The 26,860-nt window shown below is 66.8% G+C and carries 25 protein-coding genes; 19 read left to right on the forward strand and 6 right to left on the reverse strand.

Annotation, left to right across the window (positions count from 1 at the left end; all coding sequences use genetic code 11):
• The first annotated feature begins 28 nt into the window (after positions 1-28).
• The 9 genes from MAA44156_RS01865 to dnaB all read left to right on the forward strand — a co-directional run bounded on the left by MAA44156_RS01865 (position 29) and on the right by dnaB (position 10,121).
• A complete protein-coding gene (locus MAA44156_RS01865; protein WP_029244975.1) occupies positions 29-466 on the forward strand; it encodes a DUF5318 family protein in 438 nt (145 codons plus the stop codon).
• Positions 463-3,096, forward strand: a complete 2,634-nt coding sequence (locus MAA44156_RS01870; protein ID WP_033725484.1) for a transglycosylase domain-containing protein — start codon at positions 463-465, stop codon at positions 3,094-3,096. Before MAA44156_RS01865 ends, MAA44156_RS01870 begins: the two co-directional genes overlap by 4 nt.
• Positions 3,093-4,730, forward strand: coding sequence for a glycosyltransferase family 87 protein (locus MAA44156_RS01875; protein WP_009974238.1), 1,638 nt, complete (start codon positions 3,093-3,095; stop codon positions 4,728-4,730). The genes MAA44156_RS01870 and MAA44156_RS01875 overlap by 4 nt, the downstream gene beginning before the upstream one ends.
• A complete protein-coding gene (locus tag MAA44156_RS01880; RefSeq protein WP_009974240.1) occupies positions 4,727-5,368 on the forward strand; it encodes a DJ-1/PfpI family protein in 642 nt (213 codons plus the stop codon). The genes MAA44156_RS01875 and MAA44156_RS01880 overlap by 4 nt, the downstream gene beginning before the upstream one ends.
• Before the next feature lie 134 nt (positions 5,369-5,502).
• Positions 5,503-5,793 carry a 30S ribosomal protein S6 gene (rpsF, locus tag MAA44156_RS01885; RefSeq protein ID WP_003874732.1) on the forward strand — a complete coding sequence of 97 codons (291 nt, stop codon included), beginning with the start codon at positions 5,503-5,505 and terminating at the stop codon, positions 5,791-5,793.
• Between the two features lie 117 nt (positions 5,794-5,910).
• Complete coding sequence (locus MAA44156_RS01890; RefSeq protein WP_009974241.1) at positions 5,911-6,417, forward strand: single-stranded DNA-binding protein; 507 nt, start codon at positions 5,911-5,913, stop codon at positions 6,415-6,417.
• Positions 6,418-6,458: 41 nt separating this feature from the next.
• A complete protein-coding gene (rpsR, locus tag MAA44156_RS01895; protein WP_003874730.1) occupies positions 6,459-6,713 on the forward strand; it encodes a 30S ribosomal protein S18 in 255 nt (84 codons plus the stop codon).
• Positions 6,714-6,743: 30 nt separating this feature from the next.
• Positions 6,744-7,202 (forward strand): 50S ribosomal protein L9, encoded by a 459-nt coding sequence (rplI, locus tag MAA44156_RS01900; RefSeq protein WP_009974245.1) that lies wholly within the window; start codon positions 6,744-6,746, stop codon positions 7,200-7,202.
• A gap of 531 nt (positions 7,203-7,733) precedes the next feature.
• Positions 7,734-10,121, forward strand: a complete 2,388-nt coding sequence (gene dnaB, locus MAA44156_RS01905) for a replicative DNA helicase (protein ID WP_011723327.1) — start codon at positions 7,734-7,736, stop codon at positions 10,119-10,121.
• 140 nt (positions 10,122-10,261) lie between these two features.
• Here the strand turns inward: dnaB and MAA44156_RS01910 are convergent, their stop codons facing one another.
• Entirely contained in the window at positions 10,262-11,149 is an 888-nt protein-coding gene (locus tag MAA44156_RS01910; RefSeq protein WP_009974249.1) for a lysophospholipid acyltransferase family protein, read from the reverse strand.
• 85 nt (positions 11,150-11,234) lie between these two features.
• On the reverse strand, positions 11,235-12,044 hold the full coding sequence (locus tag MAA44156_RS01915) for a class I SAM-dependent methyltransferase (RefSeq protein WP_011723329.1): 810 nt from the start codon (positions 12,042-12,044) through the stop codon (positions 11,235-11,237).
• 82 nt (positions 12,045-12,126) lie between these two features.
• Here MAA44156_RS01915 and MAA44156_RS01920 point away from each other — a divergent pair, with 82 nt between their 5' ends.
• The 7 genes from MAA44156_RS01920 (at position 12,127) to MAA44156_RS01950 (ending at position 19,976) form a co-directional block, all read left to right on the forward strand.
• Entirely contained in the window at positions 12,127-12,696 is a 570-nt protein-coding gene (locus tag MAA44156_RS01920; protein ID WP_009974253.1) for a TetR/AcrR family transcriptional regulator, read from the forward strand.
• A gap of 777 nt (positions 12,697-13,473) precedes the next feature.
• Positions 13,474-13,707: a hypothetical protein gene (locus MAA44156_RS23405; protein ID WP_155267609.1), complete on the forward strand. Its 234-nt coding sequence runs from the start codon at positions 13,474-13,476 to the stop codon at positions 13,705-13,707.
• Positions 13,708-14,182: 475 nt separating this feature from the next.
• Complete coding sequence (locus MAA44156_RS01930; RefSeq protein ID WP_009974255.1) at positions 14,183-14,605, forward strand: MmpS family transport accessory protein; 423 nt, start codon at positions 14,183-14,185, stop codon at positions 14,603-14,605.
• An 8-nt stretch (positions 14,606-14,613) separates the two neighbouring features.
• Positions 14,614-17,535 carry an MMPL/RND family transporter gene (locus MAA44156_RS01935; protein ID WP_009974257.1) on the forward strand — a complete coding sequence of 974 codons (2,922 nt, stop codon included), beginning with the start codon at positions 14,614-14,616 and terminating at the stop codon, positions 17,533-17,535.
• Positions 17,536-17,793: 258 nt separating this feature from the next.
• Positions 17,794-18,858 carry a hypothetical protein gene (locus MAA44156_RS01940; RefSeq protein WP_009974259.1) on the forward strand — a complete coding sequence of 355 codons (1,065 nt, stop codon included), beginning with the start codon at positions 17,794-17,796 and terminating at the stop codon, positions 18,856-18,858.
• A gap of 82 nt (positions 18,859-18,940) precedes the next feature.
• On the forward strand, positions 18,941-19,216 hold the full coding sequence (locus MAA44156_RS01945; protein ID WP_009974261.1) for a hypothetical protein: 276 nt from the start codon (positions 18,941-18,943) through the stop codon (positions 19,214-19,216).
• A gap of 19 nt (positions 19,217-19,235) precedes the next feature.
• The gene (locus MAA44156_RS01950) at positions 19,236-19,976 is read left to right on the forward strand and encodes an SDR family NAD(P)-dependent oxidoreductase (RefSeq protein ID WP_009974263.1); all 741 of its coding nucleotides are present in this window, start codon (positions 19,236-19,238) and stop codon (positions 19,974-19,976) included.
• 28 nt (positions 19,977-20,004) lie between these two features.
• Here the strand turns inward: MAA44156_RS01950 and MAA44156_RS01955 are convergent, their stop codons facing one another.
• A complete protein-coding gene (locus MAA44156_RS01955) occupies positions 20,005-20,640 on the reverse strand; it encodes a DUF5134 domain-containing protein (RefSeq protein ID WP_023880496.1) in 636 nt (211 codons plus the stop codon).
• Between the two features lie 226 nt (positions 20,641-20,866).
• On the opposite strand from MAA44156_RS01955, the gene MAA44156_RS01960 reads away from it, so the two are divergent.
• Positions 20,867-22,303, forward strand: coding sequence for an FAD-binding oxidoreductase (locus tag MAA44156_RS01960; RefSeq protein ID WP_009974267.1), 1,437 nt, complete (start codon positions 20,867-20,869; stop codon positions 22,301-22,303).
• A 387-nt stretch (positions 22,304-22,690) separates the two neighbouring features.
• A complete protein-coding gene (locus MAA44156_RS01965) occupies positions 22,691-23,368 on the forward strand; it encodes a Crp/Fnr family transcriptional regulator (RefSeq protein ID WP_009974271.1) in 678 nt (225 codons plus the stop codon).
• Here MAA44156_RS01965 and MAA44156_RS01970 read toward each other — a convergent pair.
• The 3 genes from MAA44156_RS01970 to MAA44156_RS01980 form a co-directional block, all read right to left on the reverse strand.
• Positions 23,365-23,808: a VOC family protein gene (locus MAA44156_RS01970; protein ID WP_009974274.1), complete on the reverse strand. Its 444-nt coding sequence runs from the start codon at positions 23,806-23,808 to the stop codon at positions 23,365-23,367. The two genes, MAA44156_RS01965 and MAA44156_RS01970, sit on opposite strands and share 4 nt — an antisense overlap.
• A gap of 20 nt (positions 23,809-23,828) precedes the next feature.
• Positions 23,829-24,761: an alpha/beta fold hydrolase gene (locus tag MAA44156_RS01975; protein WP_011723333.1), complete on the reverse strand. Its 933-nt coding sequence runs from the start codon at positions 24,759-24,761 to the stop codon at positions 23,829-23,831.
• A gap of 90 nt (positions 24,762-24,851) precedes the next feature.
• Positions 24,852-25,739, reverse strand: a complete 888-nt coding sequence (locus MAA44156_RS01980; protein ID WP_019731905.1) for a LysR family transcriptional regulator — start codon at positions 25,737-25,739, stop codon at positions 24,852-24,854.
• Positions 25,740-25,857: 118 nt separating this feature from the next.
• Between MAA44156_RS01980 and MAA44156_RS01985 the strand changes: the two genes are divergently transcribed.
• On the forward strand, positions 25,858-26,790 hold the full coding sequence (locus MAA44156_RS01985) for a DMT family transporter (protein WP_009974280.1): 933 nt from the start codon (positions 25,858-25,860) through the stop codon (positions 26,788-26,790).
• Positions 26,791-26,860: the final 70 nt, after the last annotated feature.

The raw sequence follows: 26,860 nt of genomic DNA on the forward strand, positions 1-26,860 counted from the left end.
GTCGGGATGGCGACGTACTCTGGTGGGCGTGCGACTGCAGCGACAGGTGGTGGATTACGCGCTCCGGCGGCGCTCCCTGCTGGCCGAGGTGTACTCCGGCCGCACCGGCGTGTCCGAGGTGTGCGACGCGAACCCGTATCTGCTGCGCGCCGCCAAGTTTCACGGGAAACCCAGCCAGATCATGTGCCCCATCTGCCGCAAGGAGCAGCTGACGCTGGTGTCGTGGGTGTTCGGCGAACACCTGGGCCCCGTGTCGGGCTCGGCGCGCACCGCCGAGGAGCTGGTGATGCTGGCAACCCGTTTCGAGGAGTTCGCGGTCCACGTGGTGGAGGTCTGCCGAACCTGCAGCTGGAATCACCTCGTCAAGTCATATGTGCTCGGTGCGGCGCGCCCGGCGCCTCCGCCCAGGGGCACCCGGACGACTACGCGGACGGCGCGCAACGGCGCCCGCACGGCCACTGAATGAGCTCGAATAACGAAGGACGCCACAGCCAGTCGTCCGGTGATCAACGTGGGCCCGCGGCCGAGCAGGGTGCCGGCGAACGCCGGGAGACGGCGCGTCCGGACGCCGACCCGCAGCGGCGCAACGGCCCGTCGACGTCCAGCCGTCGCCGGCAGGCCCCGCCCGACGATCGGCTGACCACGATCCTGCCGCCGGTCGACGACGACCGGGCGCCCCGGCGCTCCGACCCGATCGAGGAGGTCAAGGCCGCGCTGGCGGGTCCGCCGTCGACGCCGTTGCGCCGCGACGCGCTCGACGAGGTCAAGGCCGCCCTGGACAGCCGGGGCCCTGCGTCGGGTCGCCAGCAGCGCGCCGGCCTCGGCGGCCGCCCGCCCGTGGGGCCCCCGCCGCCGCCTCCGCGCCGCGGCTGGTCCGGTGGGCCCGGCGGCCCGGGCGGCCGGGGGAGTGGACCGTGGCGCGACTGGAGCTGGACCCAGCAGATCAACTGGCTGTGGGTGCGCCGCGCCGCCTACCTGTGCGCGGCGGTGCTGGTGTTGTTGCCGATCGTCACGTTCGCGATGGCCTACTTCATCGTCGACATCCCCAAGCCGGGTGACCTTCGCACCAACCAGGTTTCGACGATCCTGGCCAGCGACGGTTCGGAGATCGCGAAAATCATTCCGCCGGAAGGCAATCGGGTCGACGTCAATCTCAACCAGGTGCCCGTGCACGTCCGCCAGGCGGTGATCGCGGCCGAAGACCGCAACTTCTACTCCAACCCGGGCTTCGACTTCAGCGGTTTCGCGCGCGCGGTGAACAACAACCTGTTCGGCAACGGGGATCTGCAGGGCGGGTCGACGATCACCCAGCAGTATGTGAAGAACGCACTGGTCGGTTCGGCGCAGCACGGGGTCAGCGGCCTGATGCGCAAGGCCAAGGAATTGGTCATCGCCACCAAGATGTCCGGCGAGTGGTCCAAAGACGAAGTGCTGCAGTCTTATCTGAACATCATCTATTTCGGCCGGGGCGCCTACGGCATCTCGGCCGCCGCCAAGGCGTATTTCGACAAACCCGTCGAGCAGCTCACCGTGTCCGAGGGTGCGCTGCTGGCGGCGCTGATCCGCCGGCCCTCCACCCTGGACCCGGCCGTCGATCCCAAGGGCGCGCTGGCGCGCTGGAACTGGGTGCTCGACGGCATGGTGGAGACCAAGGCGCTGCCCGCCAAGGACCGTGCCGCGCAGGTCTTCCCGCAGACCGTGCCGCCCGACCAGGCGCGCGCGCAGAACCAGACGACCGGGCCCAACGGCCTGATCGAGCGTCAGGTGACCAAGGAGCTGATGGAGCTCTTCAACATCGACGAGCGGACGCTGAACACGCAGGGCCTGCAGGTCACCACCACCATCGACCCCAAGGCCCAGCAGGCCGCCGAGAAGGCGGTGTCGAAATACCTTGACGGGCAAGACCCAGACATGCGCGCGGCGGTGGTGTCGGTGGATCCGCACGACGGCGCCATCCGCGCCTACTACGGCGGTAGCGACGCCAACGGTTTCGACTTCGCCCAGGCGGGATTGCAGACCGGCTCGTCGTTCAAGGTGTTCTGCCTGATCGCCGCGCTCGAGCAGGGCATCGGCCTGGGCTACCAGGTGGACAGCTCGCCGCTGACGGTCGACGGCATCAAGATCACCAACGTCGAGGGCGAGAGCTGCGGGACCTGCAACATCGCGCAGGCGCTCAAGATGTCGTTGAACACCTCCTATTACCGGCTGATGCTCAAACTCAAGGGCGGGCCGCAGGCCGTCGCCGACGCCGCGCATCAGGCAGGGGTGGCCACCAGCTTCCCCGGCGTGGACCACACGCTGTCCGAGGACGGCAAGGGCGGGCCGCCGAACAACGGAATTGTGCTGGGCCAGTACCAAACCCGGGTGATCGACATGGCCTCGGCGTACGCCACGCTGGCCGCCTCGGGCGTCTACCACCGGCCGCATTTCGTGCAGAAGGTGGTCAACTCGGACGGCCAGGTGCTCTTCGACGCCGCCAAGTCCGACAACAACGGCGAGCAGCGGATCCCGAAGGCCGTCGCGGACAACGTCACCGCGGCCATGGAACCGATCGCCGGCTACTCGCGGGGTCACGCGTTGGCCGGCGGCCGGCCGTCGGCGGCCAAGACCGGCACCACGCAGCTCGGTGACACCACCTCCAACAAGGACGCCTGGATGGTCGGCTACACGCCGTCGCTGTCGACGGCGGTGTGGCTGGGCACGGCCAAGGGCGACCAGCCGCTGGTAACCGCTTCCGGCGGACCGGTTTACGGGTCCGGGCTGCCCTCGGATATCTGGAAGGCCACCATGGACGGGGCGCTGAAGGGCACCCCCAACGAATCGTTCCCGAAGCCGGCCGAGGTCGGCGGCTACGCCGGTGTGCCCGCACCGCCGCCCCCGCCGAAGGCGCCGCCGTCGGAGACCGTCATCCAACCCACCATCGAAGTGGCGCCCGGCATCACGATCCCGGTCGGCCCGCCGACGACGGTCACGCTGGCGCCTGCCCCGCCCGCGGGCGGCCCGCCGGGGGGACCCGAGCCGGGTGGCGGTGTCCCGCCGGGGCCGGGCGGCGGTGTTCCGCCGGGTGGTCCCCAAGCACCGCCTCCGCCGCCGTGACCGGCGCTGCCGAGCCCAGCACCACCATTTCACCGGGGCCGTTGGCCGCGGATCGGCGTAGCGCCGACAATCGAGACTGCCCGAGCCGCAACGACTTTCTGGGTGCCGCGTTCGCCGAGGTGATCGGCGGGCCGGTGGGCCGGCACGCGCTGATCGGGCGGGCGCGGATCATGACCCCGCTGCGGGTGATGTTCTTGATCGCGCTGGTGTTCCTGGCGCTCGGCTGGTCGACGAAAGCGGCCTGTCTGCAAAGCACCGGCACCGGCACCGGCGATCAGCGGGTGGCCAACTGGGACAACCAGCGCGCCTACTACGAGTTGTGCTATTCCGACACGGTGCCGCTCTACGGCGCGGAGTTGTTGAGCCAGGGCAAGTTTCCGTACAAGTCGAGCTGGATCGAGACCGATTCCACCGGCGCCCAGCAGATCCGCTACGACGGTCAGCCCGCGGTGCGCTACATGGAATATCCGGTGCTGACCGGGATGTATCAGTACGTGTCGATGGCGTTGGCCAAGACCTACACCGCGCTGAGCAAGCTGGCCCCGCTTCCGGTGGTCGCCGAGGTGGTGATGTTCTTCAACATCGCCGCGTTCGGGCTGGCGCTGGCCTGGCTGGCCACCGTGTGGGCGAGCGCGGGCCTGGCCGGCCGGCGGATCTGGGACGCGGCCCTGGTGGCAGGATCCCCGCTGCTGATCTTTCAGATCTTCACCAACTTCGACGCGCTGGCAACGGCATTCGCCATGGCCGGGTTGCTCGCGTGGGCGCGGCGGCGGCCGGTGCTCGCCGGTGTCCTGATCGGGCTGGGCGCGGCGGCCAAGCTGTACCCGCTGCTGTTCCTGGGTCCCATGCTGGTGCTGGGGATCCGGACCGGACGCCTGGGCGCCTGGGCGCGCACTGCGGTGGTGGCCGTGGCGACCTGGCTGCTGGTGAATCTGCCTGTGCTGGTGTTCTTTCCGCGCGGCTGGTCGGAGTTCTTCCGGCTCAACACCCGGCGCGCCGAGGACATGGACTCGCTGTACAACGTCGTCAAGTCGTTCACCGGCTGGCGGGGATTCGATCCGAAGCTCGGTTTCTGGCAGCCGCCCACCGTGCTGAACACGGTCGTCGCGGTGCTGTTCGTGACCTGTTGTGCGGCAATCGCATTCATCGCGCTGACTGCCCCGCGACGGCCGCGGGCGGCGCAGCTGGTGTTCTTGGTGGTCGCCGCGTTCCTGCTGACGAACAAGGTGTGGAGCCCGCAGTTCTCGCTGTGGCTGGTGCCGCTGGCCGTGCTGGCGCTGCCGCACCGGCGGGTGCTGCTGGCGTGGATGACCGTCGACGCCCTGGTGTGGGTGCCGCGGATGTACTACCTGTACGGCAACCCGAACCGTTCGCTGCCCGAGCAAGTATTCACCACCACGGTCCTGCTGCGCGACATCGCGGTTATCACCTTGTGCGCGTTGGTGATTCGCCAAATCTACCGGCCGGACGAGGATCTGGTGCGGTGGGGCGGACGGGTGGACGACCCGGCGGGCGGACCGTTCAACCGCGCACCCGACGCGCCACCGGGCTGGCTGCCGGACTGGCTGCGGCCGGCCGGATCGCGCCGCGGGCAGGCCGCGGAGCCCGAACCCGCGCTGGCCGGGGCGACATGACGCTGATCGCCATCCCGCTGTTCCCGCGGGTCACCGCACTGGATGCGGTGGGACCTTACGAAGTGCTGCAACGGATTCCGTCTGTCCAGGTCGTGTTCATCGGGCAGCGCCGGGGCGAGGTGCGCACCGAGAACGGGATGCTGGGCCTGGCCTGCGACGCCACCTTCGACGAGGTGAGCGCACCGGACGTGGTGGTGTTCCCCGGCGGCATCGGCACCCGGCAGCTCATTCACGACGAGGCAGTCCGGGCCTGGCTGCAAGCGGTGCACCCGCACACCAGGTTCACCACCTCGGTGTGCACCGGCGCGCTGCTGCTGGCCGCGGCCGGTCTGCTCGACGGACTCACCGCCACCACGCACTGGCGGGCCGCCGACCTGCTCAAGGGATTGGGCGCCCGCTACGTGGAGCAACGAGTCGTCGAACACCTGCCGCAGCGCATCATCACCGCGGCCGGGGTGTCCAGCGGCATCGACATGGCCCTGCGGCTGGTGGAGCTGCTCGTCGACCGCCAGGCCGCGCAGGCCGCCCAGCTGCTCATCGAATACGACCCGCAGCCGCCCTTCGACTCGGGTGCGCTCGGCAAGGCCGATGCGGCGACGGTGGCCCGGGCCGAGGAATACCTGACCGGCCGGCGCTGAGGCGATTGCCCGACCGCGCGGATTTTTCTGGTCAGCCCGCTATCCGGTAGCCTGGGGCGGTTGCCGACGCAGGCGACCCTCCTGCCACGGATCGACCGTGGCCGCTTGAGACCAGAGGAGGTGGTGAGGTTTCCATGCGTCCATACGAAATCATGGTCATTCTTGACCCCACGCTCGACGAGCGCACCGTTGCCCCGTCCTTGGAGACGTTCCTCAACGTCGTCCGCAAGGACGGTGGATCCGTCGAAAAGGTCGACATCTGGGGCCGGCGCCGGCTGGCCTACGAGATCGCCAAGCACGCCGAAGGCATCTACGTCGTCATCGACCTGAAGGCCGAGCCCGCGACAGTGTCCGAGCTCGACCGCCAGCTCAGCCTCAACGAGTCGGTGCTGCGCACCAAGGTGATGCGCACCGACAAGCACTAACAGTCGTGGCCGCGCCGCGGGCCCACCGGGGGAGGCACCTGCGTAGGCTCAGCGAGGACACGCTCATGACATCCACCACCGGAGCGGCGCGGAGCAGGGCGGAACGAGGAGGAAACTGTGGCTGGTGACACCACTATCACCGTTGTCGGAAACCTGACCGCTGACCCCGAGCTGCGGTTCACGCCGTCGGGTGCTGCCGTCGCGAATTTCACCGTGGCGTCGACGCCGCGCATCTACGACCGCCAGAGCGGGGAGTGGAAGGACGGCGAGGCGCTGTTCCTGCGGTGCAACATCTGGCGGGAGGCCGCCGAGAACGTCGCGGAGAGCCTCACCCGGGGATCCCGCGTCATTGTCACCGGCCGGCTCAAGCAGCGTTCGTTCGAGACCCGGGAGGGCGAGAAGCGCACCGTGGTCGAGGTCGAGGTCGACGAGATCGGCCCGTCGTTGCGGTATGCCACCGCCAAGGTCAACAAGGCCTCCCGCAGCGGCGGCGGCGGTGGCGGCTTCGGCGGGGGATCCCGCCAGCAGTCCGCGCCGGCCAGCAGCGCACCCGCCGACGACCCGTGGGGCAGTGCGTCGGCGTCGGGCTCGTTCGGTGGCGGCGATGACGAACCGCCGTTCTAAGAAGAAACTTTCAGCAGTAGGAAACGGAAAGAAAGACAGACATGGCCAAGTCCAACAAGCGGCGCCCGGCTCCGGAAAAGCCGGTGAAGGCACGGAAGTGTGTCTTCTGCGCGAAGAAGGATCAAGCGATCGATTACAAGGACACCGCGCTGCTGCGCACTTACATCAGTGAGCGCGGCAAGATCCGTGCGCGTCGCGTCACCGGCAATTGCGTGCAGCACCAACGCGACATCGCCATCGCGGTGAAGAACGCCCGCGAGGTGGCGCTGCTGCCCTTCACCTCCTCGGCGCGTTAAGCACCGAAGGCCAACCGAAAGTACGAAACGATGAAGCTGATTCTGACGGCTGACGTCGACCATCTTGGCGCCGTCGGCGACACTGTCGAGGTCAAGGACGGCTACGGCCGCAACTTCCTGCTGCCGCGGGGCTTGGCGATCGTGGCCTCGCGCGGCGCGCAGAAGCAGGCCGACGACATTCGCCGGGCCCGCGAGACGAAGGCGGTGCGCGACCTCGACCACGCCAACGAGCTCAAGACCGCGATCGAGGCGCTGGGGCCGGTGACGCTGCCGGTGAAGACGGCCGGGGATTCCGGGAAGCTGTTCGGCTCGGTGACCGCCGGCGACGTCGTCGCGGCGATCAAGAAGGCCGGCGGCCCCAACCTGGACAAACGGATCGTGCGGCTGCCCAAGGCGCACATCAAGGCTCTTGGTACCCACCCGGTGGCCGTGCACCTGCACCCCGAGGTCGACGTCGAGGTCGCGCTCGAGGTCGTCCCGCAGAGCTAAGCGGCAGGCATTTGCTCATTCCCGGCGGTGGCCATGATGGGCCGCCGCCGGGTTTCGTTGCGCTGCGGGCTTGCGCTCGAGGGCCGTCCGGGGCGGTCGCGGACACGGCTTCTGGCGAACTATTTGGGGGGCCCTCCGGACGGGCCCGTGTTACCGGGCCGTAACGCAGCGAAAATATGGCGGAAAGCCAACACGCCCGGGACGGTAACCTGGCCCGACACGCCGTAGAGATTCTTGTCCACACGGATTTCGTGGCGTTGTATGGCCGGTATCTGCGCCGATGTCCTTGCCCTTTGCATTAATCCACAGGTTTTCCACACCCCGCTCAACACAGGTGTCGACGGATATGCACACACCATGCACAGCTTCATGAACAGCACCCCCTTCACCCACTAGCCAGCAACGTCTAACGTCGTCCCGGCGCCGGGCGAGCGGGTGCGATACGGCCAAGATGTCAGCACCTTGACCTACGCTCAATGTCAACTGTCGAATGTATGTTCGGATTGCGTGGATCAGGGGAGGAGGGAATCCGTGGCGGTCGTCGATGACTTGACGTCGGGCATGGATTCGTCGTCGCCCAGTGAGGATTTCGGGCGACAGCCACCGCAGGACCTGGCGGCCGAGCAGGCCGTGCTGGGCGGCATGCTGCTGAGCAAGGACGCCATCGCCGACGTGCTGGAACGGCTGCGGCCCGGCGACTTCTACCGTCCCGCGCACCAGAACGTCTACGACGCGATCCTGGACCTGTACGGGCGGGGTGAGCCGGCCGACGCCGTGACCGTCGCCGCGGAGCTGGACCGCCGTAATCTGCTGCGCCGCATCGGCGGTGCGCCGTATCTGCACACGCTGATCTCGACGGTGCCGACCGCGGCGAACGCGGGCTACTACGCGACGATCGTGGCCGAGAAGGCGCTGTTGCGCCGCCTGGTGGAGGCCGGCACCCGGGTGGTGCAGTACGGCTACGCGGGCGCCGAGGGCGCCGATGTGGCCGAGGTGGTCGATCGCGCACAGGCCGAGATCTACGAGGTGGCCGAGCGCCGGACGACGGAGGATTTCGTTCCGCTCGAGGATCTGCTGCAGCCGACGATGGACGAGATCGACGCCATCGCCTCCAACGGTGGTGTGGCGCGCGGCGTGCCGACCGGTTTCACCGAACTCGACGAGGTGACCAACGGCCTGCACGCCGGTCAGATGATCATCGTGGCGGCCAGGCCTGGAGTGGGCAAGGCGCTGGCGTTGGATACGCCGCTGCCGACGCCGACCGGGTGGACGACGATGGGCGATGTCGCGGTCGGTGACGAGTTGCTCGGCGACGACGGGCGGCCGACGCGGGTGGTAGCGGCGACCGACGTGATGCTGGGACGGCCATGCTACGAGGTCGAGTTTTCTGATGGGACGGTGATCGTCGCCGACGCTGCGCATCAGTGGCTGACCGAAACACGCGTATCCCGAAAGTCAGCGCAGGCAGCGGCCGTTGGCTACAACCGGTACAAGAATCAGCGCACCTTTGCGGCGGTGCGAACGACTGCCGAGATCGCCGAAACCCTGCGCTGCCCCGCCCAAGACCGGCGGTTGAACCACAGCGTGGTCAATGCGCGCGCGCTCGAGCTCCCGGACCGCGAATTCCTGGTGCCCCCTTACACACTCGGCGCCTGGCTCGGGGATGGCACCAGCGCCGCCGCGCAGATCACCGCTGCCGATCCCGAAATCATCATGCGGATTGAAGCGGAAGACTCAGGCGCTGGCGTGGGGACGTTGCAGGCGCGGCTGCGCACCATCGGCGTGCTCGGCAACAAGCACATTCCGACGGAATACCTGCGGGGGTCCGAGGCGCAGCGGCGTGCCTTGCTCGCCGGCTTGCTCGACACCGACGGAACCGTGACGGTCGGCGGTGCCGTCCAATTTTCGGTTACCAACCAACGGCTGGCGCGTGATGTCAACGAGCTTATTGTCAGCCTCGGCTATCGCTGCCAGACCTCGACCAAACGTGTCCAGGGCCGCTCCGAAACGTCGAGCATCGCCTACACCCTGACCTTTTCCACCGCAGACAAAGTGTTCGCGTTGGAGCGAAAGGCCATCGCGCACAAGGAGCGCCGGGCCGTAACAGGCACCTCACGCGGTGGGTCGCGCTTCATCGTGGACGTCCGCCCGATCGAGCCGGTGGCCGTGCGCTGCGTCGAGGTGGACAACGACAGCCACATGTATCTGGCGAGCAGGGCGATGGTGCCCACACACAACTCCACCCTCGGTCTCGACTTTTTGCGGTCGTGTTCGATCAAGCACCGGATGGCCAGCGTCATCTTCTCGCTGGAGATGAGCAAGTCCGAGATCGTGATGCGGCTGTTGTCGGCGGAGGCGAAAATCAAACTCTCCGATATGCGTTCGGGTCGCATGAGCGACGAGGACTGGACCCGGTTGGCGCGGCGGATGAGCGAAATCAGCGAGGCGCCACTGTATATCGACGATTCGCCGAACTTGACGATGATGGAGATCCGCGCCAAGGCGCGCCGGCTGCGGCAGAAAGCCGATCTGCGGCTGGTGGTGGTCGATTACCTGCAGCTGATGTCGTCGGGAAAGAAGGTCGAGTCCCGGCAGCTCGAGGTCTCCGAATTCTCCCGTCAGCTCAAGCTTTTGGCCAAGGAACTCGAGGTTCCCGTCGTGGCGATCAGCCAGCTGAACCGCGGTCCCGAGCAACGCACCGACAAGAAGCCGATGCTGTCCGACCTTCGCGAGTCGGGATCGCTGGAGCAGGATGCGGACATGGTGATCCTGCTGAATCGGCCCGACGCGTTCGAGCGGGACGATCCGCGTGGGGGAGAGGCGGATTTCATTCTGGCCAAACACCGTAACGGTCCGACCAAGACGGTGACCGTCGCGCATCAGCTGCATCTATCACGCTTCGCCAACATGGCGCGCTGAGTGTAGATTCTCATTTCCGATGTCCAAATCTCATATGAAATGTCCACCCGATGTCCAATTGGACATCCTGAATGAGACGACCCCAGAGCTGCTGCTGCCGCAGCAGCCGCGCCAATTGTGTGACAACACGTCTGGCGGCCTTATCTATCTTGTGCGGGATGTGGCATCACGGCCTTCCGCCACGCCCAGGGCGCCAGATTCCGAAAGGGGTCGGTTGCGCGAATCGCAAGCAGAGCGGCAAGATTGGATTCTAGATCCGTCTTCGCGGTCTCTCTGACTTTTGTCAGCCACTCGTCGTGAGGGGTGCCCTTCGGCCTTGTCGTGTCGATGGGACGCGAGAAGCGCGCATAAAGGCGTTGAGGGCGGGGCAGCAGCGTCGGGCCTATACCGCGTGACAGGGGCAGCAGCAGATCGGCGTCACTGCCCAGCCATCTGCTGACTTTCTTGTTGAGCTGCGCCCACGTGCCATCGCTGGTGGTGAGAATCTTGTACATGTCGTCGCCACCGACAACGGCAGCCGTGACGATCGGGTAGTTGTGCTCGATGGCGAGGCGTGCGAACCCTGCCCGGTCACCCCACTGCAGTGTGTTGAGTTGGTCTTTTCCCTTACCGATTTCTCGTGCACCACCGGGAAATACCAGGATGGGCTCGTTAGCGCGCATGAGTTCGGCGGTGCCTTCGCGGGTGCCGACGATGCCTCCACCGGCGGCCAGCACATCGGCCGCCAAGCCTGCGAACCGGCCGAACCGACGATCCATCAACGCACGTACTCGCCGGCCCAGGTGCCGCTGAACCTCATAAAGCAGCAGCAGGATTTCACTCGATGGTGTATAGCTGTGATTGGCCACCAACAGGAATCTGCCGTCTGAAGGCAGGTTCTCCAACCCGTCAACATAGGGCTTGTAGACGGGGCGTACCCGATCCCATTGGTGTGCCAATCCGAAGAGGGCACGTTCGATCGCGGCTTGTCGGCGCGCGCGCTGGTCATCAGCCGTTGCCGAGAGTAGTTGTCTTGCTGGTGAATTCATCTCTTCGTCCCTAAATACGGGGGCTTATCGTTGCGTCCTTTGTGAAAACCGTTGGTGGAGAGGGCGATCGAGGCGTCTGTCCACATCAGCTGGCCCGCGGTCGAGTGAACACTATGCCGACGTGTCCCGGTCGCAGCCGACAAGCGGACAACGGCAGGAATTCGACGCCCATGCGCGGATCGGCGGCTTTGCCGAGGGCGATGAACGCCGAGCGGCTGTAGGCGCGCAGCGCGCTGATGTACGCGTCGTGCATGACGTGTTTCAACGACGGCCGCACCAGCGCGAGTGCGGCCGCGAACGGCGCCAAGATCAGCGGTGTGAGCAAGAGCTGCACCGACCGCGGCCGGGGCAGGTCGATCACCAGGAAGCGCTTGCCGACGCGGGTGGCTTCGGCGATCGCGCGCACCGCAGTCGCTGGCGGCAAATGGTGGAATGCCTGAGCGAATACCACCAAGTCGTAGCTGTCGTCGGGCGCGTCGATGGCGGTGGCGTCGACGACCTGGGTTCGCGCCCGGGGATCAGCACCCAGGGGACCGGCAGCAATGTTGGCGACCGAGGTCGGGTCCAGGTCGCTGACGGTGACCGTCGCGGTGGGATGGGACGTGAGGATCTCGGCGGAGAGCTTGCCGTGCCCGGCGCCCAGCTCCAGAATGCGCGGGTTGGCGATGTCGGCAACGATGTCCAGGGCCGTGCGGGCATTCCTTTCGTGATACCCCGCACGGGTGCCCATCCGATCCAGCGCTGCGACCACGGTCTGCTTGACCTCGTCGGGGATGTCGTAACGGTCGGTGTACTCCAACTTCTCGGTCTGCAACCGCCGATCGAGCCAGGAAGCATCCGGACCACCCCTGGGCATCGACGCGATCGCCGGATCCACTGTTAGTGCCTCGCTCATCGCACCCTCTCCATATTTAGCCGAGGTAAGCTGACAGCCACGACAGTAGCAGACGAACTAGTTCGTTTGGTACGTTGTTTATGTGAGAACCGCCACCGAGCTGCGCGGCGAGATCTTGCAGGCTGCCGGGGCAGAGTTCGCCCAGTACGGATTGGCCGGCGCGCGCATCGACCGCATTGCGCGCGTCGCCCAGGCCAGCAAGGAACGCCTCTACGCCCACTTCCGCGACAAGGAAACTCTGTTCCGCGAGGTGGTGGCCGCCGGCAACCGCGAGTTCTTCAGCGCGGTCACGTTGCGCCCCGACGCTGTTCCCGACTTCGTCGGCGGCATCTATGATCTGGCGCGCGAGCACCCGGAACACCACCGCATGATCAGCTGGGCCCAGCTGGAGGGCATCGCACTCGACGAACCCCACGCCGAGGGCCAACCTGCCTTCGCTCAGCATGTCGCGGCCATCGAAGCCGCCCAGGCCGACGGCCACGTCGACGGCGCCTGGCAGCCCGACGACCTGCTGATTGTGCTCTTCGGCATCGCACTGGCATGGGCCAACTCACCGCACCCCGACGCCGCGACCAATGACCCCGACGCCAATGCGCGCCGCCGCGCCGCCGCCGTCGAAGCTGCGCGCCGTATCATCGCCCCATCGAAGTAGCCGGTTGTGGCGTCTGGAACCCATTGCCACCCAGCGCTTCTCGGCTTCAGCTCGCAGGCAGAGAACACGACTCAATCGGGGCCGCGGCGTCGACGCGCGACGGCCAGCAGTGTAGTACACGATCGCGCACCTTGTCGGACGACCAAGCGCGATCTGAATTGGGCTGGCGCGCAACATTTTAGAGAATCTTCAGTACTTAGTCGCAGATAAGTCCTGAAACCGGCGCCACTGTGACGCTCGAGTATGGGCCGCCGAGAACAGGCGTCACGCTTAGCCGTCATCGACAGGCAGTGGGTCGCCGGTAATGCGGCGGATAGTCCTTGTTGCGCAACGTCTTTGCTGCCCTCGCAGAGCCACTCAGATCGACGTCAACGTGTTTCGCCGCGGATTGCGCGGCGCATACCGCACCTCGACGGGCTTGCCGTCATAGAAAATCCAATTGGTCGCCCGAGTCGAGCTCAACTTACCGGTAAACGGTCGGCCCTGCTCATTTCTCGTGTCGTCCGTACCTGTCAACTGGGGCGAGCGGCTTCTGTCGCGATTGCTCTACAGGCAGGGCTCGGCTGAACCTGCCGCTGGTCGTGATCGGACTCGATCCACCTTATCGAGGTCACCGGTGACGAAAGCCTCGCCCGACCGGCTGCGTGTCCCGGGCCCGGTTGGCGCGCCTAGATTTCAGGTGAAATGGCGGCGCCATTCACGTCATCGAATTTCGATTCATCGCCCCGCTTTGGCGGGCTCGTGATGCGCCTTCTTTTTCGCATGGGAGGAGCAGCAATGCCCGAGATCGCAATGGAATCGGTCACTGCACTCATGCGAACAAAAAATCGACGCGGCCGGGAGCCAATCCGGATCGGACAGGTCACGCCCTCGGTCATTCGGATCGAACGCGTGGCCGCAATGTGCGCAGGTCCTGACCTTGGTAGCCATATCGCTCAGGGTACGCGCGACACCGCCAAATCGGCGCTATTTTTCGGCGCGACGGCGGCAATCGACGTCGCCAAAAATTAACGGTATCGAATTTAAATGGTGCCGCTACGCCAGCGAATTGCTTTGCAAAACTAACTCACTTATGGACGGTGCGTCGGTATCGCTGCAGCCCGGTACCCGGAGCGCGGTTGGTGCTCAGTGAAGCCCGGCTTGCGGTTGATCTCAACAGCGAAAATCCGTGTAGCACAACGCATCTATGTCTGCAACTCCAACGGACGCCTGCCCACTGAATTAGCGCTGCACCGGCGTCACTGCCTACGATGTTGAGCCGTCGCTGTGTGCCGGCAGCACGCGACCGGTCCGTCCTGGCGTCACCGCCACCTCTAGCAAACTGGTCGCTGCAGTGCGACAAGGGGTGCGGGCGGGCGATCGGCGGCAACTTGGTAGCGCGCCGCAGGAATTAACGCGGCAGTAATCGCGTTGCGCTTGCGGTGGCGCACACGATTACATGCCTTGATGTCGGCCTGTCGAGCTTTGGTAATCGGGAGGGGCGGTCGTGACGTTTCTCAAGCGGGGATGGGTTCTGTTGGTGGTAATCGTGGCGTTGATCGTCGGTGGGGTTGCGGTGGTCCGACTCAACGGCGTGTTCCCCGGGCCGGGTCTGCCCAAGCCCGATCCGCGGGATGCGACCCCGCCGTATGCCTCCAAGACGGCCATCTACGAAATCCTGGGACCGCCCGGGACGACGGGCGTCGTCAACTGGATGGACGCGGAGTCACTGCCGCAGCGGGCCAGTTTCACCACGTTGCCGTGGTCGAAGACGATCGTGGCGGAGATGCCCGGCATCTTCGCCTATGTCGTGGCCCAGGGCGATGGCCCGTTCATCGGCTGCCGGATCACCGTTGACGGCAGGCTGGTCGATCAGCAGGAGTCCCACAACAGGGACGCGCAGGTTTCCTGCTTGGACAAGTCCGCGTGAGCGACGACATGAGCGACACGGACGAAATCCCCGTCGCGCACCGCACCCACGTCGAACACAAACCCCGTCTGGCACGCACGATTCGGGTGCTGGCGCTGCCGATCGTGCTGGGCTGGTTGGTGCTCGCGGTCGGGGTCAATGTCTTTGTCCCGCAGTTGGAGAAGGTGGCCGAGGAGGTCTCGGTGCCGCTGTCGCCGTCGGACGCGCCGTCGGTGACCGGCATGAAGCACATCGGGGAGAAGTTCAAGGAGTACGACTCCGACAACCTCGTGCTGGTGACCCTGGTCGGGGATAAACCCCTCGGCGAGGACGCGCACCGCTTCTACGACGGCTTGGTCGAAAAGCTCAAGCAGGACCCGCACGTCGAGCACGCGCTGAACTTCTGGGGGCAGCGCTTCACGTCCTCTGGCGTGGAGAGCTACGACCACAGGTCCGCCTACGTCCAGGTCAACCTGCGCGGTGATCAGGGCGGTGCCGTCGGTGACAAGTCGGTGGCCGCGATCCGCAAAATCGTCGCGGATTCCAAGCCGCCGGCGGGGGTGAAGGCCTATGTGGCCGGTCAGGGCGCCCTGACCGCCGACACGATCGTCGTCGGCGACGCGAGCCTGGCCAAGATGACGATCATCACCATCATCATCATCGCGATCATGCTGATGTTCGTGTACCGGTCCATCGGCACGGTGTTGCTGACGATGGTCATCCTGTTCGTCGGGCTGGCGACCGGGCGAGGCGTGGTGGCGCTGCTGGGCGAAACCGGCATCATGGGGCTCTCGACGTTCGCCGTAAACCTGTTGACGGCGTTGGCCATCGCGGCGGGCACCGACTACGCGATCTTCATGGTCGGCCGCTATCAGGAGGGCCGCGAACGCGGGCTGGACCGGGAAGCCGCCTACTACGACACCTTCGCCGGCGTCACCAAGGTGGTGCTGGGCTCGGGCCTGACGATCGTCGGGGCGCTGGCGTGTCTGAAGTTCACCCGGCTGCCCTACTTCAGCTCGCTGGCGTTTCCGTGCGCGGTCGGTCTGCTTGTGGTGGTGGCCGCCGGGGTGACGCTGACGCCCGCGCTGATCGCGCTGGCAAGCGGCTTCGGCCTGTTCGACCCGAAGCGCAAGTTCAACTACACGCGGTGGCGCCGCCTGGCGACGGCCATCGTGCGGTGGCCCGCACCCATTCTGGCCACCTCGGTCATCCTGGCCATCGTCGGCGCCATCGGGTTGATGGGCTTCACCCCGCGCTACAACGACCTCTACTACCTACCGCAGAGCGCGTCGTCGGTGCAGGCGTACAACGCGGCCGATCGGCACTTCACCCAGGCCCGGTTGAATCCGGACCTGCTGATGATCGAATCGGACCACGATCTGCGCAATCCCCGGGACATGCTGGTGCTGGACAAGGTTGCCGGTGCCATCTTCCGGGTGCCCGGAATCGAACGGGTGCAAAGCATCACCCGGCCGTTGGGGCCGCCGATTCAAGACGGATCGGTCCCGTTTCAGCTCAGCGTGCAAAGCGCGCCGATCCGCAGCAACCTCGATTATCTGAAGGCCCGGGTCGGCGACATCAAGAAGATCACCGGGTTCCTCGACACCCAGATTGCCCTGTTGGAGCGCCAGTACGCGGTGACCCAGAAGCTCGCGAACGCCGCGGACGACAGCTCGAAAACCACCGGGGAGACGGCGGCCATCACCGACCAGATCCGGGACCACATCGCGGATTTCGACGACTTCTGGAGACCGATTCGCAGCTACTTCTACTGGGAGAAGCACTGCTATGACATCCCGATCTGCTGGTCGCTGCGCAGCCTGTTCGACGCCCTGGACGGGTTCGATCAGCTGGCCGAAAAGTTCCACGCCCTCACCAGCGACCTGACCGACACGGCCAAGGCCACGCGCGAACTGCTGGCGATCATTCCGGAGAACATCGCCGTGTCGAAGTCGATCCGGGATACGACGCTGACCATCTACAGCTCGTTCGACAGCCTGATCGCCCAGTTCGACCGGCTGACCGACACCAACGCCGTGATGGGCAAGTCGTTCAACGACTCTCAGGTGGAGAGTCTGTTCTACCTGCCGCCCGAGATCTTCCAGAACCCCGACTTCCAGCTGGGCCTGAGCTTGATGGTGTCACCGGACGGCAAGGCCGCCCGCTTCATCATCACCCACGCGACGGATCCGGCGACGGTCAAGGGCATCGCGTCGGTCGATCAGGAGCGGCAAGCGGCCAAGGAGGCGCTGAAGCTGACCTCGCTGGAGAACGCCGACATCTATCTCGGCGGCACGGCCGCAACGTTTTACGACATCGCCAACGGCGCCAAGTACGACCTGATGATCGCGGCGGTGGCCTCGATCGTGCTCATCTTCATCATCATGGTGATCGTCACCCGCGCGTTGGTCGCCGCGGGCGTCATCGTCGGCACGATCGTGCTGTCGCTGGGCGCCGCCTTCGGGTTCTCGACGCTGATCTGGCAGCACCTCGCCGATTTCCAGTTGCACTGGGTAGCAACCGAATTCGCGTTGATCGTGCTGCTGGCGGTGGGGTCGGACTACAACCTGATGCTGGTGTCGCGGATCGAGGAGGAGATCGGTGCCGGCCTGAAAACCGGACTCATCCGCGGCATGGGAGTCACCGGCCCGGTGGTGACCGCCGCGGGCGTGGTGTTCGCCGTGACCATGGGCGCGATGATCACCAGCGACCTGCGGGCGATCGGCCAATTCGGCACCACGATCGGCATCGGCCTGTTGTTCGACACCTTCGTCGTCCGATCCCTCATCACGCCCTCGATCATGACGGCGATGGGTCGCTGGTTCTGGTGGCCGAAGCGGGTACGGGTGCGTCCGGCCAGCCAGATGCTTCGCTCCGTGGGGCCGCGGCCGCTGGTTCGCGCTCTGCTGCACCAGCCGCGCCACGCGGTCCCGCCCCCACCGACGACATAGCCCCGGCCGGGGGTCAGCGCGGCCGACCGCGCAGGCCGCCGTCGACGACCTTGACGCGTTTGGCAACAGGTAGGTCAGCGCGCGCGACAACCCTTATGCCGCAGCACGATTACCGTGATGTGCGGCCGCTTACGGGTAGCTGCTGTCCGCTGACGCCGCCGGCGGGTTCGCCGGTTACTCGCATAACACCTCCGGCAGCGGCCCCGGGGGACTACATTGTTGCGATCGGTAGGGGGCCGGCGAAAGGACGCTATCGATATGAGCATCGACAGCGAATCGACGGCGTCGCGCCAGTTCGTCGCCTCCGCTGCCGCCTTCTCCTCCAAGTGGACCAAGGGAATTCGCTACTGGCAGGCCGGCTACACCGCGGTCTTCATCGCGTTCGTCGTGTTCATCGCGGTGAAGATGTTGGGCACCTTGAAGATGGTCAATCTCCGCACGCCGCACATCGGCGCCGCGGCCGTCTACGCCCTGCCGATCGGGCTGGTTGTGGTGGGCGCGGCGATCGGTAGCTACCTGTGGTGGCGGTCGCGCCGCACCTACCTCCTCACCGTCGCCGGCGACAGTCTCACCATCGGCCGGCGGCGCCCCGAGGTCTATCCACTGGCTGACGCGCAGCTGGGCCTGTGGGTGGACAACGGCGTCGCCCTTCATCTGCACTCCGGCCGACGCCGCTTCGTGTTGGGCGGTCGAGACCGTCGCATCGGGCCGGGGACACCGCTTGCCGCGCCGCCGGTCCCACTCGTCGACGCATCGCTCGGCGCGGCCGACTTCGACGAATTGCTTGCCCTGGGCGGCTGGTCGGCGGCACGCGGGCCCGCCACCGGGGAACCGATTCGGTGTCTGCTGTTCCCCAACCCGTTGGAGACCCAACGGATGGGTTCGTTCGCGCTGCGGAAGAAGCAACGCCTGATCCGGTCGCTCTCGCAACCGCAACTGCTCATCGACCTGGACGCCGACAGTATCCGGGTCATCGACCCGAACAACGACGCCGTCATGGCGATGACCTGGGTGGCACGGGTGACGGCCACCCCGGCCACCTACCGGCTCTCGGCCGGACATGCCGTCCCGTCCGCCCAGCATATCGCGAGCGACGCTGTGGGCCAGTACTTTTCGACCATGCCGGCGCTACGGATCGACATTGCCGGCATGCCACCCCTGACCGTCGGCTGTCGCGCGTTCGACGGGCTCAAGCAGCGTTGCTCGTGGTCGCCAGACGTTCCCACCACCCACGAGCCCCCGACCTACGCGGTCTCGGCGGCCGACTGGCAGAGCCTCGTCGAAAAGATGGGCCTGGCCGCCCGCCTGGCGGACACCGCCTAGGACGGCACCCGGCGGTCAGTTGGTGGCCGAGGCGTAGCCCGCTCGTGACCTTCTCGCGACGGCGGCCAAGGACGCTCATCAGGTGACGGTAATTGCGGCCATCGGCGCGCTCGCGACGGCGGCCTTCCTCGGCTACCACGTCGGCCGCCGCGCGGGCTCGCCGCGGCCGACCTGGGCGAAGCGCACCAGCAGGCCCGCGTTGGGCAGGCTGGCGATCACCCTGATCGCGATGATCGCGGCGCGTCGGATCCAGCAGCGCCTCCGGGCCGAGCGCGGGCGCGCCGCGACCCACGCATCGAGACTGGTTGCACCGCTCGGTATTTTGCGTGCGGGCGTAACGCGGATCCGGTGCTACTAGACAAGAGGAACACAACTAGATGGCTGCACTGCAGGACAAGGTGGCGTTGGTGACCGGGGCGTCGTCGGGACTGGGCGCCGAAACCGCCAAACTGTTCTCGAGCCGGGGCGCAACGGTTTTCGGCATCGGCCGCGACACCGCCCGCCTGGCCGAGGTGTTCGCCGGCATCGAACGCGGCGGATTCGCGTCGGTGGACATCGCCTCACCGCAGGCCTGCACCGAGGCGGTCGCGCAGTGCGTGCGTGATTTCGGCGGACTGGACGTGCTCGTCAACGTCGCCGGGATACACCGGATGCGCCGGACGGAATCGATGACCGACGAGGACTGGGAGCACGACCTCGCGGTGAACCTGAACGGGCCGTTCTTCCTGTGCAGGGCGGCGCTGCCGCAGCTGCTGGAACGCGGCGGCAACATCGTCAACGTCAGCTCCATCGCCGGCGTCGAGGGACAGGCGTATTCGGCCGGCTACTGCGCGGCCAAGCATGGATTGATCGGTCTAACCCGCGCGCTGGCAGTGGAATACACCGCGGACCGGCTGCGCGTCAATGCGGTATGCCCGGGTGGCATGCTCACCCCGCAGATCGAACGGTTCAGCGCGCCGGACGATCCGAACTACGACTTGATCCTGCGCACCGCCGCACCGCGCGGCATGATGCGACCGCTCGACGTCGCGAATGTGATCGCGTTCCTCGCCAGCGACGCGGCCGCTGCCGTGCACGGCGCCGTCTATCGGGTGGACAACGGCAAGGGCGCCGGCTGACGGGCCCGACGCCGGCATCGTGCGTGCGCTACCGGAGCAGCGTGTCGAACATCAGCGCCGTGCCGGCGGCGGTGAACGCCTGATACAGCGGCTCCATGCGGGCGAGCCGCGCGGGTACCCGGGCCAGCCGGCGCTGGCCGACAAAGCGATAGAGCCAATAGACCGCCAGGGCGGCAAATCCCGGCGCCCCCAACCAGTTTGCCGCAGCCACCCAGGAGAATCCGCCGGCGCCTGGGGACGCGGGATGCTCGGGTAGCCGCATGCCGGGCATGTTCGCGCCCACCGAATCCGACGCCGAGTGCCCATGCGCGTGCGCACCCGTCGTGCCGCTGCTCATCAACGCATACATCCACGCCATCGCCGCCATCATCGCCGCGTAATAGCAGGTTTTGAGTCGCTCTCGGGATTCCGCCGATGCCCGCACGGCCAAGAACACGAACCAAGCCCCCGCCAGCAGGAAAAAGAGCGTCGGCGCAACCGCGGGAAGGCCCAGGCCGACACGCCACACCATCAGGATCATCGCCGCCGACATCGCCAGGTGCAGCAGGTGATTGACCGCGCAGCTCCACCGACCGCGTTGCGACACAGCAAGATAGGCGTACGCCGCAAGGCTCGCGCCGAACAGCGCGGTGACGGCCCAGCGCACCGTGAGCTCGCCGATCATGGCGCGCCACATCGTGACCTGGCGAAGACCGCCCGCGGCTGCGCTGCATCCATGGCGCCACAGTACCCCTGCGGGGTATCGAAACCAACGGGGGATCGGGTGTCGGCGAACGGGCCGGATTGGATAACGGTTCCAGCACGTTTCGGCCAACCCTCGACACGTCGCGTCGCACCGCGTTTGGCGTGATTGACAATTCGGGGCATGACGCAATCGCGGAAGTCCGACGATGGCGCGTGAAATCTCGCGGCAGACGTTTCTGCGCGGAGCAGTGGGAGCGTTGGCGGCCGGCGCGATGCTCGGCGCACCCCGGGTTGGAGCCGATCCGCGACCCTCGGGCTGGGAGGGTCTGTCGACCGCCCTCGGCGGGAAGGTGTTGCTCCCGGACAGCCCCCAATTCGCCGGGGCCAAGCAGGTTTTCAACACCAACTACAACGGCTCCACGCCCGCTGCGGTTGTCACGCCGACGTCGGCGGCGGACGTGCAGAAGGCGATGGCGTTCGCCGCCGCCCACAACCTCAAGGTCGCTCCGCGCAGCGGCGGGCACTCCTATACCGGCGCGTCCACCGCGAACGGGACCATGGTGCTCGACCTGCGTCAACTGCCCGGCGACGCCAACTACGACGCCGCCACGGGACAGGTCACCGTGACGCCGGCCACCAGCCTCTACACCATGCATCGGACGCTGGCGGCCGTCGGCCGGGGCGTCCCGACGGGGACCTGCCCGTCGGTCGGCGCCGCAGGTCACGCGCTGGGCGGGGGGATGGGTGCTCAGTCGCGGCATGCGGGCCTGCTCTGCGATCAGTTGACGTCGGCGTCGGTGGTGCTGCCCAGCGGCCAGGCGGTCACCGCGTCCACCGCCAGCAACCCCGACCTGTTCTGGGCGCTACGCGGCGGCGGTGGGGGCAACTTCGGTGTGACCACCTCGCTGACCTTCGCCACGTTCCCCACCAAGGACGTCGATGCCGTCAACCTCAACTTCCCGCCGCAGTCGTTCGCGCAGGTGCTGGTGGGCTGGCAGAACTGGTTGCGCACCGCGGACCCGAACAGCTGGGCGTTGGCGGACGCCACCGTCGACGCGATGGGCGTGCACTGCCGCATCCTGGCGACCTGCCCGGCCGGGTCCGGCAACAGCGCCGCGGCGGCCATCACGCAGGCGGTGGGAATACAACCCTCCGGGGTGGAGACCCACACCTTCAACTACATGGACCTGGTGAACTACCTGGCCGTGGGCAACCTCAACCCGCAGCCCCTCGGATACGTCGGCGGGTCCGACGTGTTCCCCACCGTCAATGCGGCCGTGGCGCAGGGCATCGCCGCGGCGGTCAACGCGTTTCCCCGCAACGCGGGCCGGATGCTGGCCATCATGCACGCGCTGGACGGCGCGCTGGCCACCGTGGCGCCCGCCGCGACGGCGTTTCCGTGGCGACGGCAGTCGGCGCTGGTGCAGTGGTACGTCGAAACCTCCGGTGACCCCGCGGCCGCAACCAACTGGCTCGCCTCGGCACACCAAGCGGTGCAACAGTATTCGGTCGGCGGCTATGTGAACTATCTGGAGGCCAACCAGTCACCGGCGCGCTACTTCGGCCCCAACCTGTCCCGGCTGAGCGCGGTGCGCCAGAAGTACGATCCCGGCCGGGTCATGTTCTCCGGGCTCAATTACTAGGCGGCGGCGCCGCCGTCGCCAATCGATGATTAGCCCGCCTTGGTACGGGGTACTTCCTCTGCATCTGTGTGGATGAAGGGTTGGCGAATGGCAGTGGAGCACGGTCGTGCACGGTGCCCGCGATGCATGGCATGGGCGCAGTACCGGTTTCTGGAACGCGACGACAGCAAGCTCGAATATCAGGTTAGTTGCGATGAATGCGGCAACCACTACTCCGAGGTGACCGCCACGACGCCGGCCGCGTAGCCCGGTCCGGGCCGCCGTCGCACCTGCCGCATTACGGATGTTGGTACTCGTGTAAAGTCGAGGACTGCGAGCCAAGACGCCCCCTTCGGAGCAGCGCCTAGTGCGCGCAAACGCCGTGCGGAACGCGTTGAAAGGGGCGGCGTGGACGACATTTTGGCGCAGGCCACCATCTTCCAGGGAATCGACCCGGAGGCGGTCGCCGCGTTGTCGCGGCACCTGCAACACGTGTCCTTCCCGCGCCGGCGCACCGTATTCGTCGAAGGCGAGCCGGGCGACGACCTCTACGTCATCGTGTCGGGCGCGGTGAAGTTTCGCCATCAGACGGCGGACGGCCGCGAAACCGTCTTCGCGGTGTTAGGCCCCGGCGACGTGTTCGGTGAGCTCGCGCTCTTCGACCCGGGCCCCCGAACCTCGACGGTGATCACCCTGACCGAGGTGGAAGCCCTCCGGATGGACCGCAATGCCCTGCGGACGTGGATCATCGAACGGCCCGAAATCGCCGAGCAACTGCTGCGGGTGCTCGCGCGCCGGCTTCGGCACACGAACAACACCTTGTGCGACTTGATCTTCACCGACGTTCCTGCCCGGGTTGCGAAGCAAATCCTGGACCTGGCAATGCGATTCGGCACCGACAGCGGCGGCCCGGTGCGCGTCGAGCATCACCTCACCCAAAAGGAGCTCGCCCAACTGGTCGGCTCCTCGCGGGAAACGGTCAACAAGGCGCTGGCGGACTTCGCCCAGCGGGGGTGGATCCGCCAGCAGGGCAAGGCCCTGATCATCGACCAGCCCGCGAAGTTGGCTCGGCGCGCTCGAGCCTAAGCTGTCGGCGCCGGCAACGGCACCGGTCTCGGCATGAGCACGATCGTCCACCCGTCCGGGTCCAAGAAGGCGTCCGCTCCGTTGCGCCGCCACCACGGGTTGTCGAGCACGACTTCCTCGGCTCCGGCCTCTCGGCAGCGGGCGGCCACGGATTGCTGTTGGGCCGCCGACTCGAAGTAGAACACCAGCAGGTTTTCCCGGGTGGGCGCCGCGCCGTCGATCCCGTCGCGGCGGGCCACGAATTCGAGGTGGTATTGATCGCCGGGCAGTCCGAACATGACCACCGACCATTCGTCGTCGCCCGCAGAGTGCAGCTGGGGCAAATGCAGTACGTCCCGGTAGAATTCGACGATCCGGTCGAGCTGGGCGGTGGGTCGGGCGAACCGCACTTGCACCGCGGGAAGCTGCGCCGGCCAGGCGCCGGTGCTCGGCTCAACCATGTGGACTCCCTTCCCGCCCCTCAGGTGATCGACCAGAATTCCAGCAGCGTGCGCAGGGTCGCGACCAACGGCAGTGGTTGGTCCAGCATCGGGTGGTGCCCCGCTTGGGCCAACTCCACGAAGGGTCCTCGCAACTGGAGCAGGGAGCGGATCCGTTCTGCCATGGCAGGCGGCACCAAGCCCGCCTCACAGCGCAAATAGCCTACGCGGCAACGCATTGCGGTCAGCATGCTCTCCAGCGACTCTTCGTCGGCGGGCGTCGGCTGCAGGAACTCACCGCCGAAAATGGCCGGATCGAACTTCCACACCCATCCCGCGCTGGTCTTGCGAATCGACTCGGCCGCGATGTGCTCCCGAACATAGGGCAGGATGAGCTCTTGCGAGGGAACGGCCGTGAAGCGGGCCAGGATCTCGTCCCGAGTCCGGTATTCGGTGTGCTTGCGCCGGCGCAGCCGGCCCTCCTCGGGCGCCCGCTCCCACAGCGGTGAGTCGATCACCAGCATGCTGTTGATCTTCGAGCTGTAATGCATTGCGGCCGTGGACACCACCCAGCCGCCCATGCTGTGACCGACGATGGTCGGTCGCCCCGCGGGTCCGGCGGCGGCCGCTGCCGCCATCACTTCGCCGGCCCAGATGCGCAGGTCGTAGCTGTCGCGTGGGTCGCTGTCGCCGTGCCCGGACAGATCCGGCGCAATCACCCGGTGGGTGTGCGAAAAGAAGGGCGCGATGTGGTCCCACCACCCGGAGTGCGCTCCGCCGCCGTGCACGAGCACCACCGGAGGTTGATCCGCGGCTCCCCATACCCGCATCCGGATGCGGCAACCGTCGACTTCGACGTCACAGCGTTCGGGCTTTTGATCGAGCGCGGCGGTGAACCACGATGGCGTAGCCGGCATCTGGCGCGAACGGGAAAACAGTTTTTGACCCTCCCTGTTCGCCATGCAGGACAGCACGCCCGGCGTACCACTTTAGCTGCAGCGGAACGTTTTCGGAAGAACGGCCCATCCTGCGGGCGCCCAGGGTTTTGGGAGCGAAGGGCGGATTCAGGTTGCGGTGGCCAGCAAGTCGCGCACCGCGGTGTCGACGGTGCTCAGCAGCGCCGGATCGATGCCGGTGCGCCCGCGGACCAGGATGGACGCGTTGTTGGCCGGCGGCAGCCCCTCGGCCGGGCCGAGGCCGTCCGGGAACTTCCCGATCATGGGCAGCAGCGCCACCCCTAGCCCGGAGCGCACCGCTGCGTAGAGGCCGGACAGATCCCCGCACTCGGCGGCGATCTCGTAGTCGATGCGGTGGCTGTCCAAGATCGCGAAGGCGGGCTCACGCAGTGTGCACGGCTCGGAGAAGATCACCAGCGGCAGCGGGTCTTTCGGCGCGATGGTCAGCGTGCGCGCCGAAACCCATTGCAGGCGAACCAGTCCCGACGCGTTGGCCCGGTCCAGGCCGGCGCCGTCGAGCATGATCGCCACGTCGACCAATCCGCGGTCGATGGAGTCGGCCAGCGACACGTTGCGGTCGAGCCGGAAACGCACCCGTAGGTCGGGAAGGCGATCACGCAGCGCGCCCGACAGGCCGGCCAGCATGACGTCGGCGCCGTGCTCGGTGGCGCCGATGGTCAGGACCTTATTCTCGGTGGCCCCGAGGTCGTCGAGCGCGGTGTCATGTGCGGCCAGAATGGTCCGGGCATGCCGCAGCGCCTTCTGCCCGACTTCGGTGAAAACCACGCCGCGGCCGGAACGTTGAACGATCGGTTCGCCGACGACGGCCTCGATTCGGCGCAGATGCTGGCTGACCGCGGATTGGCTCAGGTGCAGGGCGGCGGCAGCCCGGTGGAAGCCGCCGCAGTCGGCGACGGCGACGAGGCTGCGCAACGGCGCGATGTCCAGCACCTGGCCCACGGCCAGCAGCTTAATCCGATTCGATCTCTCGATCAATCCGCTGTATTGTGCCTCGAATCACAGCTGCTGGGCGCAGCGTTGATAAGTAAGCATGATCGGTGGCGATCCCAAATAATCGTTGGACGGCTCTGGTCGATCACGCGAGCATGGGTGCATGACTCGGCCGCGCATGCCCCTGACCACCGCCTCGGCGGTGACGTTCTTTTACGCGCTCGGTTACCCGATCGGAACGCTGGCGGTGGTCGCCATGACGCCGATGGCCGCCCTGGTGCTGCGGTTCGGTTTGGCCGCAATGGTTTTGGCGGTGTGGACCGCGATCGCCAAGGCGGGCTGGCCGCGTGGCGCCCGACTCGGCCACGTCATCGTCGCCGGGCTGCTGATCCAGGGCGTGCAGTTCTGCTGTCTCTACGAGGCCGTGCAGCTGGGCGCACCGGCGGTGCTCTGCGCGGTGATGATCGCGATGAATCCGGTGGCCACCGCGATCCTGGCGGCGACGTTCCTTCGCGAACCGCTCGGTGTGCAGCGGACGGTGGCGCTGGTGCTGGGCGTGCTCGCGGTGCTCGCCGCCTGCTCACAGCGGTTGATGAGCACGCATGGGGTCGACCCGGTCATCGTGCTGCTTTTCGTTGCGCTGCTCGGCCTTTCGGCCGGAGGTGTTTACCAGCAGCGATTCTGCGGCGGTGTCGATTTCCGTGCGATGAGCGCCCTGCAAAACGGGGTCGCCCTGCTACCGGCGGCCGGGCTCGCGATGCTGACACCTTTCGGGGTGCACGACGGCCGCAAGGCGCTGGTTGCGGTGGCCGCCATGGTGCTGCTGAACGCCACGCTGGCGGTGAGCCTGTATGTGCGCGCCATCAACACCCACGGCGCGGCGGCAGTGGCGATGCTGTTCGCCGTCATCCCCGCAGTGGCGGCCGTGCTGTCATGGATCATCCTCGGTCAACGGCCCGACCAGGGGGTGGCGGCGGGATTGGTGCTGGGCGGGCTCGCCTGCTGGATCAACACCAGGGCGGCGAGTCGGCCGCGCACCCAACGCGATGGCGTCCCGGCTGCTGCTCCGGCCGAATTGCAGTCGGTATCGCGGTGAGCGCTGGAACTGTCCTGGCCGGTGGGCATCGCCAATAGGCTTGCGCACCATCCGGTTGCGCGCCGTCGCC

This window comes from Mycobacterium avium subsp. avium (genome assembly GCF_009741445.1).
Classification (GTDB): Bacteria; Actinomycetota; Actinomycetes; order Mycobacteriales; family Mycobacteriaceae; genus Mycobacterium; species Mycobacterium avium.